A 15,458-nucleotide genomic window follows, 5' to 3' on the forward strand; every position below is an offset into this window, starting at 1 on the left:
TCTACGACGCCCCGATCGCCGCCTCGACCTCCTCGCGGAACTGAGCGGCGGCCTCCTCTGGAGTCAGGCGACCGAAGAGGACCTCGGAGTTGTAGCGGGTCATGATGTCCTGCGTCTCGCCCGATCCGACCGGCGGCACGGGTGGACTGTCGACGATCTCGTCCTCGAGGTCCTTGAGGAACGCGGCGCCGCGCTGGTCCGGCTCGGGCAGCATCGGCGCGATCGCCTCCCGCACCTCGAGGTTGGCGGGCAAACCCCGGTCGGCCAGGATGACCTCGCCGGCCTCGACGGAGTTGTTCATCCAGTCGATGAACATCGCCGCCTCCTCGGGGTGCTCCGTGTCGGCGGACATCGAGATGTACATTCCTGGCTTGAAATACATCCCCGGCTGCTCGAACTGAGTCTCGCCGGGCCAGCGCAGGAGCTCCAGCTGCTCGCCGGACGCGTCTTCGAGCGTGGCGAGCTGGTTCGACCACCAGACGCCGACGGCGGCGCGCCCCTGGCCGAAGAGGGTCTCCTCCGGCGAGGCGCCGACCTGCTCGGTGCTGAGCGACGCCGGGGTCTGTCCGCCGCTCTCCTGCAGGTTCAGCGCGATGTTCCACCACTCGACGAGCAGCTCGTCCTCGTAGCCGAGCTGCCCGTCCTCGGTGTACAGCGACTGGCCGTGCTGGCGGGCGAAGACGTGGAACCCGGCCTCGTTGGCCCCGTGGTCCACGACCCCGTAGACGTCCTCGCCGCTGGCGCCGACGGCGGTCATGGCCTCCTGGTACTCCTCCCAGGTCCACGTGGTGTCGTCCGGCATCTCCACGCCGGCGTCCTCGAACACTCGAGGGTTGGCGAGGATCGAGTACACGTTCACCCCGTTGACGAGGCCGTAGAGAGCGCCGTCGGCCTCGCCGCTGGCGAGGATGTTGGGGTCGATCGCATCGGTGCGGATGTCGTACTGGGAGAGGTCGGCGAGGACGCCGCGGCTGCCGTACTCACGCAGGTACCGCTCCTCCTGGTGCATGATGTCGGGCGTGTCACCGCCCGCCACCGAGGTCGAGAGCTTGTCCCAGTAGGACTCCCAGTCGGTGAAGTCGGGGACGATGTCGATGTCCGGGTGCTCGGCCTCGAACATCTCGATCAGCTGCTGGTTGTACTCGTGGCGGAAGTCGGACCCCCACCAGGCGTAGCGGAGCTCTACCGGGCCTCCCCCGCCGCCGGCCTCTCCGCCGTCGTCGCCGCCGCCCTGCTCATTCATGTTCTCGGATTGGCCGCACGCGGCCGTGACCGCCAGGGCTGCCGCGGCCGTGGTGGCCAGAAACATGCGCCGTGCTGTTGTTTTCATGATCCGCAAGACCTCTCTGTCCGGTAGGCGCTTCCCGCCTGCGGGTGTTCGTGCTGCTGCGACTTCCCCCGAACGTTTCCGAGGTAGCCGTTTCTGGGTTATTTGATGCCGGTGGTCGCGATGCCCTTGACGAGGTATTTCTGGCCGAAGAGGAACACGAAGAACACCGGGATGAGGGAGACGATCGACATGGCGAACAGCGCCGCCCAGGAGGACTGTCCGGTGGAGTCGACGAAGGTGCTCAACGCGATCGGGACGGTGTACATCTCCGGACTCGTCAGGAAGATCAGCTGGGAGAAGAAGTCGTTCCAGGACCAGATGAAGGTGAAGATCGCGGTCGTCGCCAGCGCGGGCAGGGACAGCGGCAGCATGATCTGGAAGAAGATGCGTCCGTGGCCCGCGCCGTCCAGGCGGGCGGCCTCGTCCAGCTCCTTGGGGATCCCGCGGAAGAACTGGACCATCAAGAACACGAAGAACGCGTCCGTGGCGAGGAACTTCGGCACCACGAGCGGCAGGAACGTGTTGATCCAGCCCAGCTCGGAGAAGAGCACGTACTGCGGCACGATGATGACGTGGATCGGCAGCATGATCGAGATCAGCATGATCGCGAACCACAAGCCGCGGCCCCGGAAGTTGAGCCGCGCGAACGCGTACGCGGCCAGCGACGCCGAGATCAGGTTCCCCACCACCGCGCCGGCGACGATGATCGTGGAGTTGAGCAGGTAGTGCGAGAACGGGTGCAGCAGCGCGGTCCATCCGTCGGGATAGTTCGACAGATCGATCGCCGAGGGGATCAGGCCCGGCTCACGGAAGATCACATCGTTGGGTTTGAACGACGACGACAGCATCCACAGCAGCGGGTACAGCATGCCGACGCCCGCGACGATCAGCACCGCGTGCTTCAGGGCTGAACGGGCCCACACCCCCCGCGGCGCACGCCGTTCAGGATGCGGTGACGACGCGGCGACCTCGGACAGGGACTCACGCCGACGGGGCGTGGCGGTGGCGCGCTCAGTCATTGTAGAAAACCCAGTACCTCGAGAGGAAGAAGTTCAACGCCGTCAGCACGGCCACGAGCACCAGCAACAGCCACGCCATCGCCGACGCATATCCCATGTTCAGCGAGGCGAATCCCTCCTGATACAGATACAACGTGTAGAACAACGTCGAGTCCGCGGGGCCACCTGTGCCACCGGAAACCACGAACGCCTGCGTGAATGCCTGGAACGCCCCGATCACCTGGAGCACCAGGTTGAAGAAGATGATCGGGGTCAGCAGCGGCATCGTCACCGACCAGAACTGGCGCATCCTGCCCGCCCCGTCGATCGACGCCGCCTCGTAGTACATCGCCGGGATCTGACGCAGGCCCGCAAGGAAGATCACCATCGGCGCACCGAACGTCCACACGTTCAGGATGATCAGCGTGCCCAGCGCGTAGTCGGGGTGCGAGACCCAGCCCGGACCATCGATCCCGAAGTACGCGAGCACCTGGTTGATCAGGCCGTTCGTGCCGAAGATCTGTCGCCACAGCACCGCGATCGCGACGGATCCGCCCAGCAACGAGGGCAGGTAGAACACCGACCGATACACCGGCAGGCCTCGCAAACCCCGGTCGAGGACCACCGCCAGCAGCAACGCGAACGCCAGCTGCAGCGGCACGGACACACCCACGTATGTGAACGTCACGCTCAGCGCTTTGAGCAGGCGCGGGTCCGACGCCATCTCCACGTAGTTCGACAACCCGATCCATCCCGGATCGGTCAACAGGTCGTAGTCGGTGAAGGACAGGTACAGCGACGCCACCAACGGCCCCGCGGTGATCAGGAACAGCCCCACGAACCACGGTCCCAGGAAGAACACCGCCGCCTTGCCGTCACCACGCTCGGACGGCGCCACCGAACGGCCACCACGCCGCTTCAGGCGCGACAGCTCAGCCACAGCAGACATCAGGTCACCCCTTCTGTGGTGCAGGCGCCGCAGCGGGCGGTCGAACGCGGGGGGCGCTCGTGCGGAAGTGACGGGGAGCGCCTCATGCGTCCTCCTCGGCGGATCTTCATCGATGTACCGGCGTTGCGGCAGGGGCCGGATGTCCCAAACCCGTTGGCGTAAGCGCTTCCACTATGACCGCGGCTCCGCTGATCGTCAAGCATCGGCGCGGCGTTGTCATACTTGGCCCGGGATCGCGCGGCTGACGGGCCCGATGGGGTGCGTGCCGGCATGGTCGGGTCCACGTCCGGCCCCGCGGCACCCCGCTTGACATCGCGGTCCCGTGCGTAAACGCTTTCGGCATGGCCCGCCGGGACGTCCACTCCGACAGCGAGGTCCGGGTGGCCGTCGTCGGCGCCATGGGCTTCGGCCGCGTGCACCTGCACGCCCTCCGCGACATCACCGCCACGGCAGCGCTCTGCGCCGTCGTGGACCCCAGACCACTCAAGGGCGAGGTCGAGGAGCTGGCCGCCGGCGCACCCCGCTACGCCTCGCTGACGGACCTTCTCGCCCAGGACCGTCCGGACGTGGTGGTCATCGCCAGCCCGATCCCGACCCACGCGCCGCTTGCCGAGGAGGCCATGCGGGCCGGCTGCCACGTGCTGCTGGAGAAGCCGCCCACCGCCACGTTCGCCGACTACGGGCACCTGCGCCGCCTCGCCCGAGAGACCGGCAGTGCCTGCCAGGTGGGGTTCCAGGCCGACGGGTCGTCCGCCTACGCCGAGATCGACGCGGTGGTCGCCTCCGGCGAGATCGGTGACGTCCGGGGCGTCGGAGGCGTCGGAACCTGGGTCCGTGACACCTCCTACTACACACGCGCGGCCTGGGCGGGACGTCGCCGGGTCGACGGCGTCGAGGTCGTGGACGGCGTCGTGACCAACCCGTTCGCCCACGCCGTCGCCGCCGCGCTGCGACTGGCCGGTGCACGCCGCGCCGAGGACGTCGCCGTCGTCGAGACCGACCTGTTCCACGCCAATGACATCGAGGCGGACGACACCTCCTCGGTGCGGATCGTGACCAGCTCCGGCCTCCCGGTGGCGGTCGGGCTGACCCTGTGCGCGACCGACAACTCCGAACCACGAGTGATCGTGCACGGAACCGACGGGCACGTCGTGCTCCGGTACAAGAGCGACGTCGTCGACGTCGTCTCCCCCGCAGGCACACGGCGCCTGACCTGCACCTCGACCGGGTTGCTTCCCAACCTCGTCGGTCACGTGCGCGACCGGGAGGTGCCGCTGCTCAGCGCGCTGGACGACGCCGGCGGCTTCATGCGGGTCATGGAGGCCGTCCGAACGGCGCCCGAGCCGGCGCCGATCGGGCCGGAGCACGTGACCTGGCGAGAGGACGACCTCGGTAGGCACGCCGTCGTCCACGACGTCGAGGACTGGTGTCACCGGGTCGCCGAGGAGATGCAGACCTTCAGCACGCTGGGTGCACCGTGGGCACCGGCCCACGACCCCGCGGCTCGCTGACGCCGGGCCTGGCCAACGCCGAGAGCGGACGCCTAACCCGAGAGCGGGCGTCTGTACATCCGCTTTCGGATCATCTGTCCGCTCTCGGCGACGCGCGCGATCAGAGTTCGACGCCGAGTCCGAGGTCGTCGATGTCGACCGGCTGACCGGTCCGGATCGACTCGTTCCCGGCGATGCCCACGGCCACCGCCCGCACGCCGTCGACGTAGCCGGCGGGGCGGCCGAGCGGGTCCTCGCCCGGTCCGTTGAAGATGTCGCTGAGGAGGATGGCGTCGCCGCCGCCGTGGGCGCCGACACCCTGCGGGATCTCGACCTCGCGGGCTCGCTCCCAGTGCCGCTGCACGACGAGCCGCTCGCCCTTCGGCCGGACCGTGTCGGCGTCCTGGGCCTCACGGGCGCTCGGGTCGAGCACCGACGCGCCCTGGGCGTCGACCTCGACGGAGCCGCGCTCGACCACCTCCAGCTCGGCGCGCCCCTCGGTGCCATTGACCGTGACGCGGTACCCCTCCCACGGGGAGTGCGCGTTGAGCGAGTAGCTCAGCATGGCGCCGCCGCGGTAGTCGACGAGGACGGCCATGTTGTCCTCGATGGTGATGCCGGGTGCGAAGACGTCCTGGTCGCGCAGGTAGCCGTCGTGCTGCTCGGCGTCGAGATACAGCTTGGTGAGATGCTCGTCCTTGCGCATGTCCAGGGCCCAGCGGTCGCCGGCCTCCGCGTCCAGGCCGCGTGCCGGTCGCGGCCCGGCCTGCGCGACGCCCGCGCCCTCGTCGCCGTAGAAGGCGAGGCGCCCGCGCGCGTAGACGCGGGTCGGGGTGTCGGCGAGCCACCAGTTGACGAGGTCGAAGTGGTGGGAGGACTTGTGCACGAGCAGCCCGCCGGAGCCCGCCTTCTGGCGGTGCCAGCGGCGGAAGTAGTCGGCGCCGTGGACGGTGTCGAGCGCCCATTCGAAGTGCACGGACGTGACCTGCCCGATCCGACCGGACGCGATGACCTCCTTGAGGGCGGAGTTCCGTGGCGAGTAGCGATAGTTGAAGGTCATCACCAGGTTGCGCCCGGTGTCTCGCACGGCGTCGTTGATCCGGCGGCACCCCTCGGCGTCCGTGGTGAGCGGCTTCTCGACGACGACGTCGGCCCCCGCCCGCAGGGCCCGGGTCACCAGGTCCGCGTGCGTGTGGTCCGGGGAGGTGACGACGACGACGTCGACGCCGTGCTCGCGGACCATCTCCTCGAGCCCGTCCGGCGTGTACCGCGGCAACGGACCGCGTCCCGCCTCGGCGATCACGCCGTCGTAGAAGTCGATCCGTCCGGGGTTCGTGTCGCACCAGGCGACCAGCTCGGACACGTCGGCGTGCGTGCCGATCGCGGCCTGCACGTACATGCTGGCGCGGTGGCCCGTGCCCGCGACGGCGTAGCGGCGGACGGACGTCTCTGTCGTCATCGAGGTGCTCCTCTGTCGTGAAAGCGCTTACGCCAAGCATGGCACGAGCCGCCGTCCCACCACATCGGTGCCCGGGCCCTGGACGGCTCCAGCCGTACCAGGACCCGGGGCGCTCAGCTCTGGGTCAGTCGATGAAGCCTTCCTGGGTGAGCCACTCCTCGGCCACGTCCTCGGCCGTGCGGCCCTCGATGTCGACCTGGGCGTTCAGCTCGGCCATGGTCTCGTTGTCCAGCGCCTCCGCGATCGGCGTGAGGATCTCGGCGATCTCGGGGTAATTCTCGTCCGTCTCCGCGCGCACGGTCGGGGACGCGTTGTAGATGGGGAAGAACGCGCGGTCGTCCTCGAGGACGGTGAGGTCGAAGGCGGAGATCCGTGCGTCGGTGGCGAAGACCTCACCGAAGTTGCAGGTCCCACCGTCCCGGAGCTCGGTGTAGATGATCGCCTCGCCGACGGTGCTGATGTTCTGCTCCGGCAGGGCCTGGAGGTCGTAGGCCTCGAGCACGCCGGGAAGGCCGTCGTCGCGGGCGGCGAACTCGGACTCGACGCACAGGGTGAGCGCGTCGGGGTCCTCCGCCAGCAGGGTGGTCAGGTCCGACATCGTGGAGACCCCGAGCTGCTCGGCGGTCTCGCTGCTCGCCGCGATGGCGTAGGCGTTGTTGATCGGGGAGCGGGCGAGCCAGGCGATGTCGTTCTGCGCCAGGTCGGCCTCGGCGACGGCGTCGAACTGCTTCTGAGCGTCCGGGATGGGGTTGGTCTTGTTGAGGTAGGAGATCCACGCCGTGCCGGTGTACTCCCAGTACAGGTCGATGTCGCCCGACGTGAGCGCGGTGCGGACGTTGGCACTGCTCTCGATGCCGGTCTGGTCCTCCACAGCGGCACCGGCGTCCTCGAGGGCCAGCATGGTCATGTGGCCGAGGATGATGCTCTCGGCGAAGCTCTTGGAGCCGATGGTGAGCTCGGCCCCGGCCAGGGGTCCCTCTCCTTCACCGCCGGAGGAGCCGCCGCAGGCGGCGAGCAGGAGGCTCGTCGAGAGCAGCACCGGGACAAACAGCTTGGTACGCAGGCGCATACACTTCCTTTTCTTCTTGGAGGGTCTTATGCGGCGGACAGGCCGCGGGGTGTCAGCAGCTCCTCGGCGATCCAGCCGAGCCAGTCGGCCATGAGCGCGAGGGTCACGCTCATGGCTGCGCCGACGAAGACGATCGAGATGCGGGAGACGTCGATCCCGGTCAGCAGGACTCCGCCGAGTCCGCCGGCGTCGACGAACACGGCGATCACGCCGTAGGAGACGATCAGGGTCAGGGCGGTGCGTGCGCCGGCCGCGATGACCGGCACGGCCAGGGGCAGCTCGACGCGCAGCAGCACGGTCAACGGGCCCATGCCCATCCCTCGAGCCGCCTCGAGCCTGGCCGGGTCGATGCCGAGCAGGCCGGTCACCGTGTTGGTCAGGACCACGAGCACCGCCCCGGTCACGAGCCCCGCCACGGCGATCTTGAAGCCGAGGCCGAACATGATCGCGAGCACGATGAGCAGGCCGATCTTGGGCACCGCCTGACCGAGGTTGCCCAGGGCGGTGACCACCGGGATGAGCCATCGGCCGTACCGGCGGGTGACGAGGACGCCGACCGGCACGGCCAGGACGATCACGATGCCGAAGGACACCAGGCTCAGCTGCACGTGCTCGACCAGTGCGGTGGAGAGGTTGTCGACGGTGAGCACCCGCTGCTCGATGGAGTCCAGCTCGCGGGTCGCCACGAAGGCGGCGGTTGCCGCGCACAGCAGGGCCAGCAGCACCGGCCGGACCGCATAGGCACGCCAGCCACGAGCCAGGATCCTCGGCTCCTGCGGCCGCGCCGTGCCGGGCGGCCTGGCAGAGCCCGACGGCGGACGCGGGTCGGTGTCCACCCTCATCGTGCGTCCGCCCCGGCGCCGCGCGTGCCCGCCGCCCACTGCGCGTTGCGCTCCTCGACCTCGGCGAGCAGGTTGGCCAGGGTCAGGGTGCCGCGGGCGCGCCCGTCGTCGTCGACGACGGCGAGGACGTGCCCGGGTGCGCCGAGCAGCCGGTCCAGCGCTGCGTACAGCGTGGCGTCCGGGCCGATGGTTCGCGCCGACGTACCCGCGGGCGCCGGGTCGAGCTCGAGCTCGTCGACCCGGTTCAGGCTCAGCCCGCGGATCTGGGCGCCGGCACCGACGAAGTCCTCGACGAAGTCGTTCGCCGGCGAGGCGAGCAGCCGGCCCGGCGAGTCGAGCTGCGCGATGTGGGCGCCGTCCTGCAGCACGGCGATGCGGTCGCCGATCTTGATCGCCTCGTCGATGTCGTGGGTGACGAACACGATCGTCTTGCGGATGTCGGACTGGAGCTGCAGGAGCTCGTCCTGCAGACCGGCGCGGGCGATCGGGTCCACCGCACCGAACGGCTCGTCCATCAGCAGGACCGGCGGGTCGGCGGCGAGGGCGCGGGCGACGCCCACGCGCTGCTGCTGGCCGCCGGAGAGCTGCTGCGGGTACTGCTTGCGGTAGGTCCCCGGGTCGAGCCCGATCATCTCGAGCAGCTCGTGCGTGCGGGCGGCGATCCGGGGCTTGTCCCAGCCGAGCAGGGACGGCACGACGCCGACGTTGTCGGCGACGGTCATGTGCGGGAACAGACCGCCGGCCTGGATGACGTAGCCGATGCGGCGGCGCAGGCTGGTTGCCTCGACCCGGGTGACGTCGTCGCCGCCGACGAAGATGCGGCCGGACGTGGGCTCGATGATCCTGTTGATCATCTTCAGCGTCGTCGTCTTGCCGCAGCCGGAGGGCCCGACGAGGACGACGATCTCCCCCTCCTGGATCTCCATCGAGATGCGGTCGACGGCGGGCTGCTGCTGGCCGGGATAGCTCTTGGACAGGTCGGACAGTCGGATCATCGGTTCAGCCACGGCGCACCTTCGGGATGGTCAGGCGCCGCAGCACGGAGAAGCCGAGATCGGCCAGGATGGCGAGCACGAGAACTCCTAACGTGCCGGACAGCGCGAGGTTCAGGGAGTTGGGCCCTCCGAACGTCGAGAGCCCGCGGAAGACGAGCTGCCCGAAGCCGGGCCCGTTGACGTAGGCCGCCACGGTGGCGATGCCGAGGATGAGCTGGGTCGAGGTCCGGATCCCGGCCAGGATGACCGGCCAGGCGAGGGGCAGCTCCACGCGCAGCAGGCTGGACCGCCGCCCCATCCCGACGCCGGCGGCAGCCTCGAGCACCACGGCGTCGTTGTTGCGCAGGGCCACCGTCGTGTTCCGCACGATCGGCAGCAGGGCGTAGAGGGTGAGGGCGATGGCCACGGGCGTGAAGCCCAGCCCGAACGGCGGGATGAGCAGGCCCAGCAACGCGAAGGACGGGATCATGAGGATGATCGAGGTCGTGCTGACCGCCAACGACGCCCCCAGGCGGCTGCGGTAGGTCAGGACCGCGAGGAGCACGCCGACGACCGTGGCGCCCAGCAGGCCGACGCCCACGATCGTGAGGTGCCCGAGTGCCGCCTCGAACAGGTCCTCGCGGCGAGCGATGACGAAGTCGAGAAAACTCATCTGAGTTCCGGGTCCAGGACGATGCCCAGGCCGGGCGCCTGGGGCACCGGCAAGCAGCCGTCGCCGTCGATGCGCAGCGGTTCGGCGAGCATGAAGTCGCGCCGCTCCGGCGTCCATCCCGGCGGGTCGTAGGGGTACTCCAGGTACGGCCCGGCGCCCACCCCGGCGGCGACGTGGAGGTTGGCCAGCAGGCCGATGCCGTTGCTCCAGGTGTGCGGGGTGAAGGACCGGTTGCGCATCCGGGCGAGCTCGGCGAGCTGACGCGAGCGGTGCATGCCGGCGGCCAGCACGACGTCGCTCTGGTAGACGTCGTAGGCGTCGGCCTGGAGCAACGCCAGCGAGTCGGCGAAGGTCTGAGCCATCTCGCCGCCCGCGACGCGCATCCCCGTACTGCGCCGAAGGTCGACCAGTCCCTGGCGGTCGTCACCCTTCAGCGGCTCCTCCAGCCACAGGACGTCGAGCTCGAGCAGGCGCTCGGCGATGAGCCGCGCGGCGGGGACGTCGATCGAGCGGGTGATGTCCCCCGCGGGGCGCCATGCCTGGTTGAGGTCGACCATGATGTCCAGGTCGCTGCCCACCGCGTCGCGGACGGCGCGCACGGCGGCGACGCCCTCGTCGGCCCGGCGCGGATCGATCCGGATCTTCATCGCCCGGAAGCCCTCCGCGCGCAGGGCGATCGCCGACTCCGCGCGCGCGTCCGGGGACTTGAGGTCGCCGCAGGAGGCGTAGACCGGCAGCCGCTCGGCGGTGCCGCCGAACAGCGTGGCGACCGACTGGCCGCACGCCTGGCCGACGATGTCCCACAGCGCGACCTCGAGCGGCCAGAAGCGCCCGGCGTGGAAGTTGATGGACTCGATGGTCTCCACGTGGCGCACCATGCGCAGCGGGTCCTCACCGATGAAGTGATGGGCGTGGGCGGCGAAGCCGGCCATCGTGTCTCCCGAGCCGACGCCGGTCAGTCCGGTGTCCGTCTCGACGAAGACGAGCGTGGCCTCGAAGGAGGTCCGCGGAACCGGGTCCCACGCCGCGTCGAACGGCGGGTCGAGCTCGCGGTCGATGTGCTTGACCCGGATGTCGGAGATCTTCACTCTGCCGCTGTCCTCCTCCATGCCCCTGGGGGCCTCGATGCCCGCGGATCGCTCCTGGCCGGCGGCGAGCGTTCCCTGCGGGATGCCGGCCGCACGCACGTCTCGGCGTCCCGCGATGTCCGGGGAGCGCTCGACGGTGTAGCTCGGCCGACGTGTGGACCGGCTCTCGGTCCATGTCTGTGTGCCTCCTAGAGAAGCAAACCAGTTGCGTTCTACGCAACCCTTGCGTGCAAGTACTGCATGTACAGTTGCAGTGTGAGCAACACTTCCCTCGATGAGTCCGGGGCCGTCACCCTGCCCGGCGCCAGCGGCGGGCTGCGCCGCGACGTCGACCTGCTGCGCGCCCTCGCCTCTCCCGAGGCGCGCCGTGTGGGCGGGCTCGGCGTGACCCGCCTCGCGGAGATCACGGGGAGGGAGAAGAGCCAGGTCTCCCGGGCGCTGCGGGCGCTCGCGACGGTGGGGCTGGTGGCGCGGGACCCGGAAAGCCGGCGCTACCAGATCGGGTGGCAGCTCTTCGCCCTGACCGCAGGCAGCGAGGAGATGCACATGCTCGAGGAGGCGCGCGTACCGATGGACGCGCTGCTGACCGAGCTCGACGAGTCGGTCCACCTGTGCGTGCTGTACGGCACCGACGTCATGACGCTCGTCACCCAGTTCCCGCACGGACGCCGCGCGCCGGGGCTCACGGCCCCCGTGGTCCCCGCTCACCGGACCTCCGCCGGACGTGTGCTGCTCAGCGACCACACCGACAAGCAGCTTGCCCAGCGTTTCGCCGGCGTGGAGCTCGCCGGAGGGACGCCGACGGCCCGGGTGCAGAGCGTGGAGGACCTGGCCGAGGAGATCCGCCGGGTTCGGGCGGTGGGTTACGCCACCGTGGACGAGGAGCTGGAGCCGAGACTGGTCGGCGCCTCGGCGGCGGTGCGGAACGAGACCGGTCAGGTGATCGCCGCCCTCAACGTCAGCGCGCGCAAGGACCGGGTGGCCGATCTCGACGATCTGGGACGCTCCACCGCTCGCGCAGCCACGACGCTGTCGCGCTCGTTGGGCTGGTCGGCACGCACGCACGGAGCCGCCGGCCTGACCTGACAGGAGTGCCGCGCCCGGTGAGCGGCGTTGCCGTCGTCGATGCTCGGGCCGCCTCGGAGATGGCGAGTCCGGCATGCGCCCGGCTGCTACGGTGCCGAGCACCGCACGGCGAGAGGACAACAACGATGAGCGGGTGGCGACGATGAGCCCGAGAGGACCTCGGGCACCGTCCGTCGGCAGCCAGGGCGCGACGCTCAGCGACGTGGCACAGGCGGCCGGCGTGTCCATGGCTACGGCCTCGCGGGCGATCAACGGCAGCCCCGACCGCGTGGTGGGTGAGGAGCTGCGGCGCCGGGTGCTGGAGGCCGCCGCGCGGCTGGACTACTCCCCCGACGCGAATGCGCAGGCGATGGCGCGGGGACGCACCGCCACGGTCGGGCTCATCGTCCACGACATCGCCGACCCGTACTTCTCGGCCATCGCGACGGGCGTCGCAGCGGCGGCCGACGACGAGCATCTCGCCGTCACGCTCGCCAACACCCAGCACGACCCGCAGCGTGAGCTCGCGTTCGTCCGCACGCTGCAGGAGCAGCGGGCGCGGGCGATCATCCTGGCGGGCGGCCGCCAGGACGACGAGCGCGCCAACGCGGCGCTGCGCGCGGCGCTGGAGACCTACCGCAGCCACGGCGGGACCGTGGCACTGATCGGGCAGCCCGTCCTCGGTGTCTCGACCGTCCAGGCCGACAACACCGGCGGCGCCGCCGCGCTGGCGAGCGAGCTTCTCCGGCTGGGTTACCGAAGGTACGGGATTCTGGCGGGACCGAAAGCGCACCTCACCGCCCGCGAGCGCCTCGACGGGTTCGCTGGTGTGCTCGAGTCGGCCGGCGTGACGCCCGAGGCGGTGGTCAACAGCGCGTTCACCCGCGACGGCGGCTACGCGGCCCTCGCCGAGCTGCGGCGGCGAGCGCCCGACGTCGAGGTGGTCTGGGCGGTCAACGACGTGATGGCGCTGGGGGCCATGACGTCCGCCCGCGACGCCGGCCTCTCGGTCCCCGGCGACCTCGCCTTCGCCGGTTTCGACGACATCGCCACCTTGCGGGACGTCGCACCGCCACTGACGACGGTGCACCTGCCGCTCGCGGAGATGGGCCGGCTGGCCACACCGCTCGCGCTCGACGTCGACGGCGGTGTGCGTCAGCTGAGCGTCACCGGCGAGGTGGTGCTGCGCGACTCGACGCCGCGGATGTGATCGCGGCCGGACGGCCGACCGACCGCCGAGACCCGACGGACCGCCGAGAGCCGACGGACCGCCGAGAGCCGACGGACCGCCGAGAGCAGCCATTTGCACCAAAAGCGGCTGTTCGAACATCCGCTTTCGGTGCGATCGGCTGCTCTCGGCGGCGCTCCCCGCGAATCGGTTCTCTGCGGCGCTCCCGCGGATCTGATCGCGGCCGTCTGTCGATCCAGCGGTTCCCCGTCCGTCATCGAGGTGCCACACTCCATCTCACGGAAGGGAACCTGTCATGACGCAGTACGCCGTCCTGCTTCCCGGGGACGAGTCGGTCTGGGAGACCGCCACCCCGGAGCAGCGAACCGCGGTCTACGGCCGGCACGAGGAATTCGCCCGGGCCCTGGCCGAGCGCGGCCACAAGATCACCGGCGGGGCCGAGCTCACCCACTCCCGGACCGCCAAGCACGTCCGGCGCGACGGAGCGGGATCCCCCGTCATCACCGACGGGCCGTACGCCGAGTCGGTCGAGCAGCTCTCGGGCTTCTACCTCGTGGAGTCGGACGACCTCGACGACCTGCTCGAGGTCTGCGCACTCCTCGCAGACGGCGACGGCGCCGTCGAGGTGCGAGCCGTCGTCGACCACGGTGAGGGGGCCCCGTGACGAAGTTCTTGCTGCTGATGACGGAGCAGGACCACTTCGACCGCTGGGAGCAGGCCGACGAGGCACTGCAGGCACGGGTGGCCACCGACTTCGAAGCGTTCACGGAGGCGGTGGAGGCACGCGGCGCCCTGGTCGCGGGCGAGGCGCTCGCCCGTCCGGATCAGGCTCGCACCGTCCGCCCCGGCCCGGACCGCCCCGTCACCGAGGGACCATACGCCGAGACCGCCGAGCAGCTGGGCGGGCTCTGGATCATCGACATGCCCGGGATGGACGAGGCCGTCGCTGCCGCGGCGCTCCTCCCGGCGGAGTACTCCGTCGAGATCCGCCCGATTTCCCAGGCCGAGGGCTGACCGCCGCCGTTGAGCGAGCTCGAGGAGCTGCTGCGCGACGAGTGGGGCCGCCTGCTGGCCCTGCTCGTCGCGCGGTACCGCCGCCTCGACCTCGCCGAGGAGGGGCTGGCCGACGCCTTCGAGGCGGCCGCCCGGACCTGGCCCACGCAAGGCGCCCCCGACAACGGTGCGGCCTGGCTGCTGACGGCGGCCCGCCGCCGCATCCTCGACCGCCTCCGCTCCGAGGAGGTGCTCGTGCGACGGATGCCGCTGCTCGCCGTCGACGCAGACCTCACCGAACGGGCGCAGCGGGTCATGGCCTACGCCGGGGAACCCGTCGCGGACGAGCGGCTGCGGCTGGTGCTGCTGTGCGCGCACCCGACCCTGTCCCGCGAGGTGGCCGCCGCGCTGACGTTGCGGCTCGTGCTGGGCGTCACGACGGCGGACGTCGCCCGGCTGTTCCTGCAGTCCGTCCCGACGATGGCGGCCCGGCTCACCCGGGCGCGCAAGAAGCTGGCCGGCTCCCGCTTCGAGGTGCCGGACGGCGATGAGCTGGCGGAACGGGTCGGGGTGGTGGCCGACGTCGCGTACCTCGCCTTCACCGCCGGGTACGCACCGGGCTCGGGACCGGACGTGGTGCGCGCCGAACTCGCCGGCGAGGCGATCCGGCTGGCCCGGGTGCTCCGCTCGATCCTGCCGCCGTCCTACGACGCCTCCGACCTCGACGCCCTGCTCGCCCTCATGCTGCTCCAGCACTCCCGCCGCGACGCGCGCGTGCACGACGGCGAGCTGGTCCTGCTGCCGGACCAGGACCGGGACCGGTGGCACCACGACGAGATCACCGAGGCGCTGGAGCTGCTGCGCCCGCTGGCGACCGCCCCGGCGACGCCGTACCTCCTGCAGGCACTCATCGCCGCCGAGCACGCCATCGCCCCGGCCGCCGCGGGTACGGCCTGGGACCGGATCGTCGCGCGCTACGACGAGCTGGTCGCCGTCGCCGACTCTCCGGTCGTCAGACTGAACCGTGCCGTGGCTGTCGCCGAGGCGCGCGGGCCCCGGGCAGGCCTGGCGGCGATGGAGGAGGTCGCGCTGCGGGGGCACCGGCTCCCGGCCGCCCGGGCCGAGCTGCTGGCGCGGGCCGGCGACACGGACGCCGCCCGGCAGTCCTTCGATGCCGCGATCGCGCTGTGCGAGAACGAGGCGGAGGCGGCCTTCCTGGGTCGCCGTCGCGCCAGCCTCGGCTGAAGGCAGCACGACGCCGATCGATCCCCTGCCTGCACCACTTTCGGTCCATGTTCGGCAGGGATTGCCTGCCGAATCGCCGCCGCAGGAGCGGCCC

The 15,458-nt window shown here is 70.6% G+C and carries 15 protein-coding genes; 6 read left to right on the forward strand and 9 right to left on the reverse strand.

The features are described from left to right. Window position 1: 1 nt before the first annotated feature. The 3 genes from ABD907_RS14475 to ABD907_RS14485 all read right to left on the reverse strand — a co-directional run bounded on the left by ABD907_RS14475 (window position 2) and on the right by ABD907_RS14485 (window position 3,277). Complete coding sequence (locus ABD907_RS14475) at window positions 2-1,330, reverse strand: ABC transporter substrate-binding protein (RefSeq protein WP_345216978.1); 1,329 nt, start codon at window positions 1,328-1,330, stop codon at window positions 2-4. Window positions 1,331-1,428: 98 nt separating this feature from the next. Beyond that, on the reverse strand, window positions 1,429-2,349 hold the full coding sequence (locus tag ABD907_RS14480; protein WP_345216979.1) for a carbohydrate ABC transporter permease: 921 nt from the start codon (window positions 2,347-2,349) through the stop codon (window positions 1,429-1,431). Next, entirely contained in the window at window positions 2,342-3,277 is a 936-nt protein-coding gene (locus ABD907_RS14485) for a carbohydrate ABC transporter permease (RefSeq protein WP_345216980.1), read from the reverse strand. The genes ABD907_RS14480 and ABD907_RS14485 overlap by 8 nt, the downstream gene beginning before the upstream one ends. A gap of 341 nt (window positions 3,278-3,618) precedes the next feature. Here ABD907_RS14485 and ABD907_RS14490 point away from each other — a divergent pair, with 341 nt between their 5' ends. Beyond that, window positions 3,619-4,788 carry a Gfo/Idh/MocA family protein gene (locus ABD907_RS14490; protein WP_345216981.1) on the forward strand — a complete coding sequence of 390 codons (1,170 nt, stop codon included), beginning with the start codon at window positions 3,619-3,621 and terminating at the stop codon, window positions 4,786-4,788. A 100-nt stretch (window positions 4,789-4,888) separates the two neighbouring features. Here ABD907_RS14490 and ABD907_RS14495 read toward each other — a convergent pair whose 3' ends face one another. The 6 genes from ABD907_RS14495 to ABD907_RS14520 form a co-directional block, all read right to left on the reverse strand. Then, on the reverse strand, window positions 4,889-6,226 hold the full coding sequence (locus ABD907_RS14495) for a Gfo/Idh/MocA family protein (protein WP_345216982.1): 1,338 nt from the start codon (window positions 6,224-6,226) through the stop codon (window positions 4,889-4,891). Window positions 6,227-6,350: 124 nt separating this feature from the next. Next, on the reverse strand, window positions 6,351-7,295 hold the full coding sequence (locus ABD907_RS14500; RefSeq protein ID WP_345216983.1) for a glycine betaine ABC transporter substrate-binding protein: 945 nt from the start codon (window positions 7,293-7,295) through the stop codon (window positions 6,351-6,353). Window positions 7,296-7,321: 26 nt separating this feature from the next. Then, window positions 7,322-8,137: an ABC transporter permease gene (locus ABD907_RS14505; protein WP_345216984.1), complete on the reverse strand. Its 816-nt coding sequence runs from the start codon at window positions 8,135-8,137 to the stop codon at window positions 7,322-7,324. Beyond that, complete coding sequence (locus ABD907_RS14510; RefSeq protein ID WP_425555773.1) at window positions 8,134-9,144, reverse strand: ABC transporter ATP-binding protein; 1,011 nt, start codon at window positions 9,142-9,144, stop codon at window positions 8,134-8,136. The genes ABD907_RS14505 and ABD907_RS14510 overlap by 4 nt, the downstream gene beginning before the upstream one ends. After that, window positions 9,137-9,784, reverse strand: coding sequence for an ABC transporter permease (locus tag ABD907_RS14515; protein WP_345216985.1), 648 nt, complete (start codon window positions 9,782-9,784; stop codon window positions 9,137-9,139). Before ABD907_RS14515 ends, ABD907_RS14510 begins: the two co-directional genes overlap by 8 nt. Then, window positions 9,781-10,872, reverse strand: coding sequence for a mandelate racemase/muconate lactonizing enzyme family protein (locus ABD907_RS14520; protein ID WP_486334110.1), 1,092 nt, complete (start codon window positions 10,870-10,872; stop codon window positions 9,781-9,783). Before ABD907_RS14520 ends, ABD907_RS14515 begins: the two co-directional genes overlap by 4 nt. Before the next feature lie 255 nt (window positions 10,873-11,127). Between ABD907_RS14520 and ABD907_RS14525 the strand changes: the two genes are divergently transcribed. The 5 genes from ABD907_RS14525 to ABD907_RS14545 all read left to right on the forward strand — a co-directional run bounded on the left by ABD907_RS14525 (window position 11,128) and on the right by ABD907_RS14545 (window position 15,364). Continuing rightward, a complete protein-coding gene (locus ABD907_RS14525) occupies window positions 11,128-11,958 on the forward strand; it encodes an IclR family transcriptional regulator (protein WP_345216987.1) in 831 nt (276 codons plus the stop codon). A gap of 202 nt (window positions 11,959-12,160) precedes the next feature. Beyond that, complete coding sequence (locus ABD907_RS14530) at window positions 12,161-13,147, forward strand: LacI family DNA-binding transcriptional regulator (protein ID WP_345216988.1); 987 nt, start codon at window positions 12,161-12,163, stop codon at window positions 13,145-13,147. A gap of 274 nt (window positions 13,148-13,421) precedes the next feature. Then, window positions 13,422-13,790 carry a YciI family protein gene (locus ABD907_RS14535; RefSeq protein WP_345216989.1) on the forward strand — a complete coding sequence of 123 codons (369 nt, stop codon included), beginning with the start codon at window positions 13,422-13,424 and terminating at the stop codon, window positions 13,788-13,790. Continuing rightward, window positions 13,787-14,140, forward strand: coding sequence for a YciI family protein (locus ABD907_RS14540; RefSeq protein WP_345216990.1), 354 nt, complete (start codon window positions 13,787-13,789; stop codon window positions 14,138-14,140). The genes ABD907_RS14535 and ABD907_RS14540 overlap by 4 nt, the downstream gene beginning before the upstream one ends. A gap of 9 nt (window positions 14,141-14,149) precedes the next feature. Continuing rightward, window positions 14,150-15,364, forward strand: a complete 1,215-nt coding sequence (locus ABD907_RS14545; RefSeq protein WP_345216991.1) for an RNA polymerase sigma factor — start codon at window positions 14,150-14,152, stop codon at window positions 15,362-15,364. Window positions 15,365-15,458 lie beyond the last annotated feature (94 nt).

It is taken from the genome of Georgenia halophila (genome assembly GCF_039541595.1).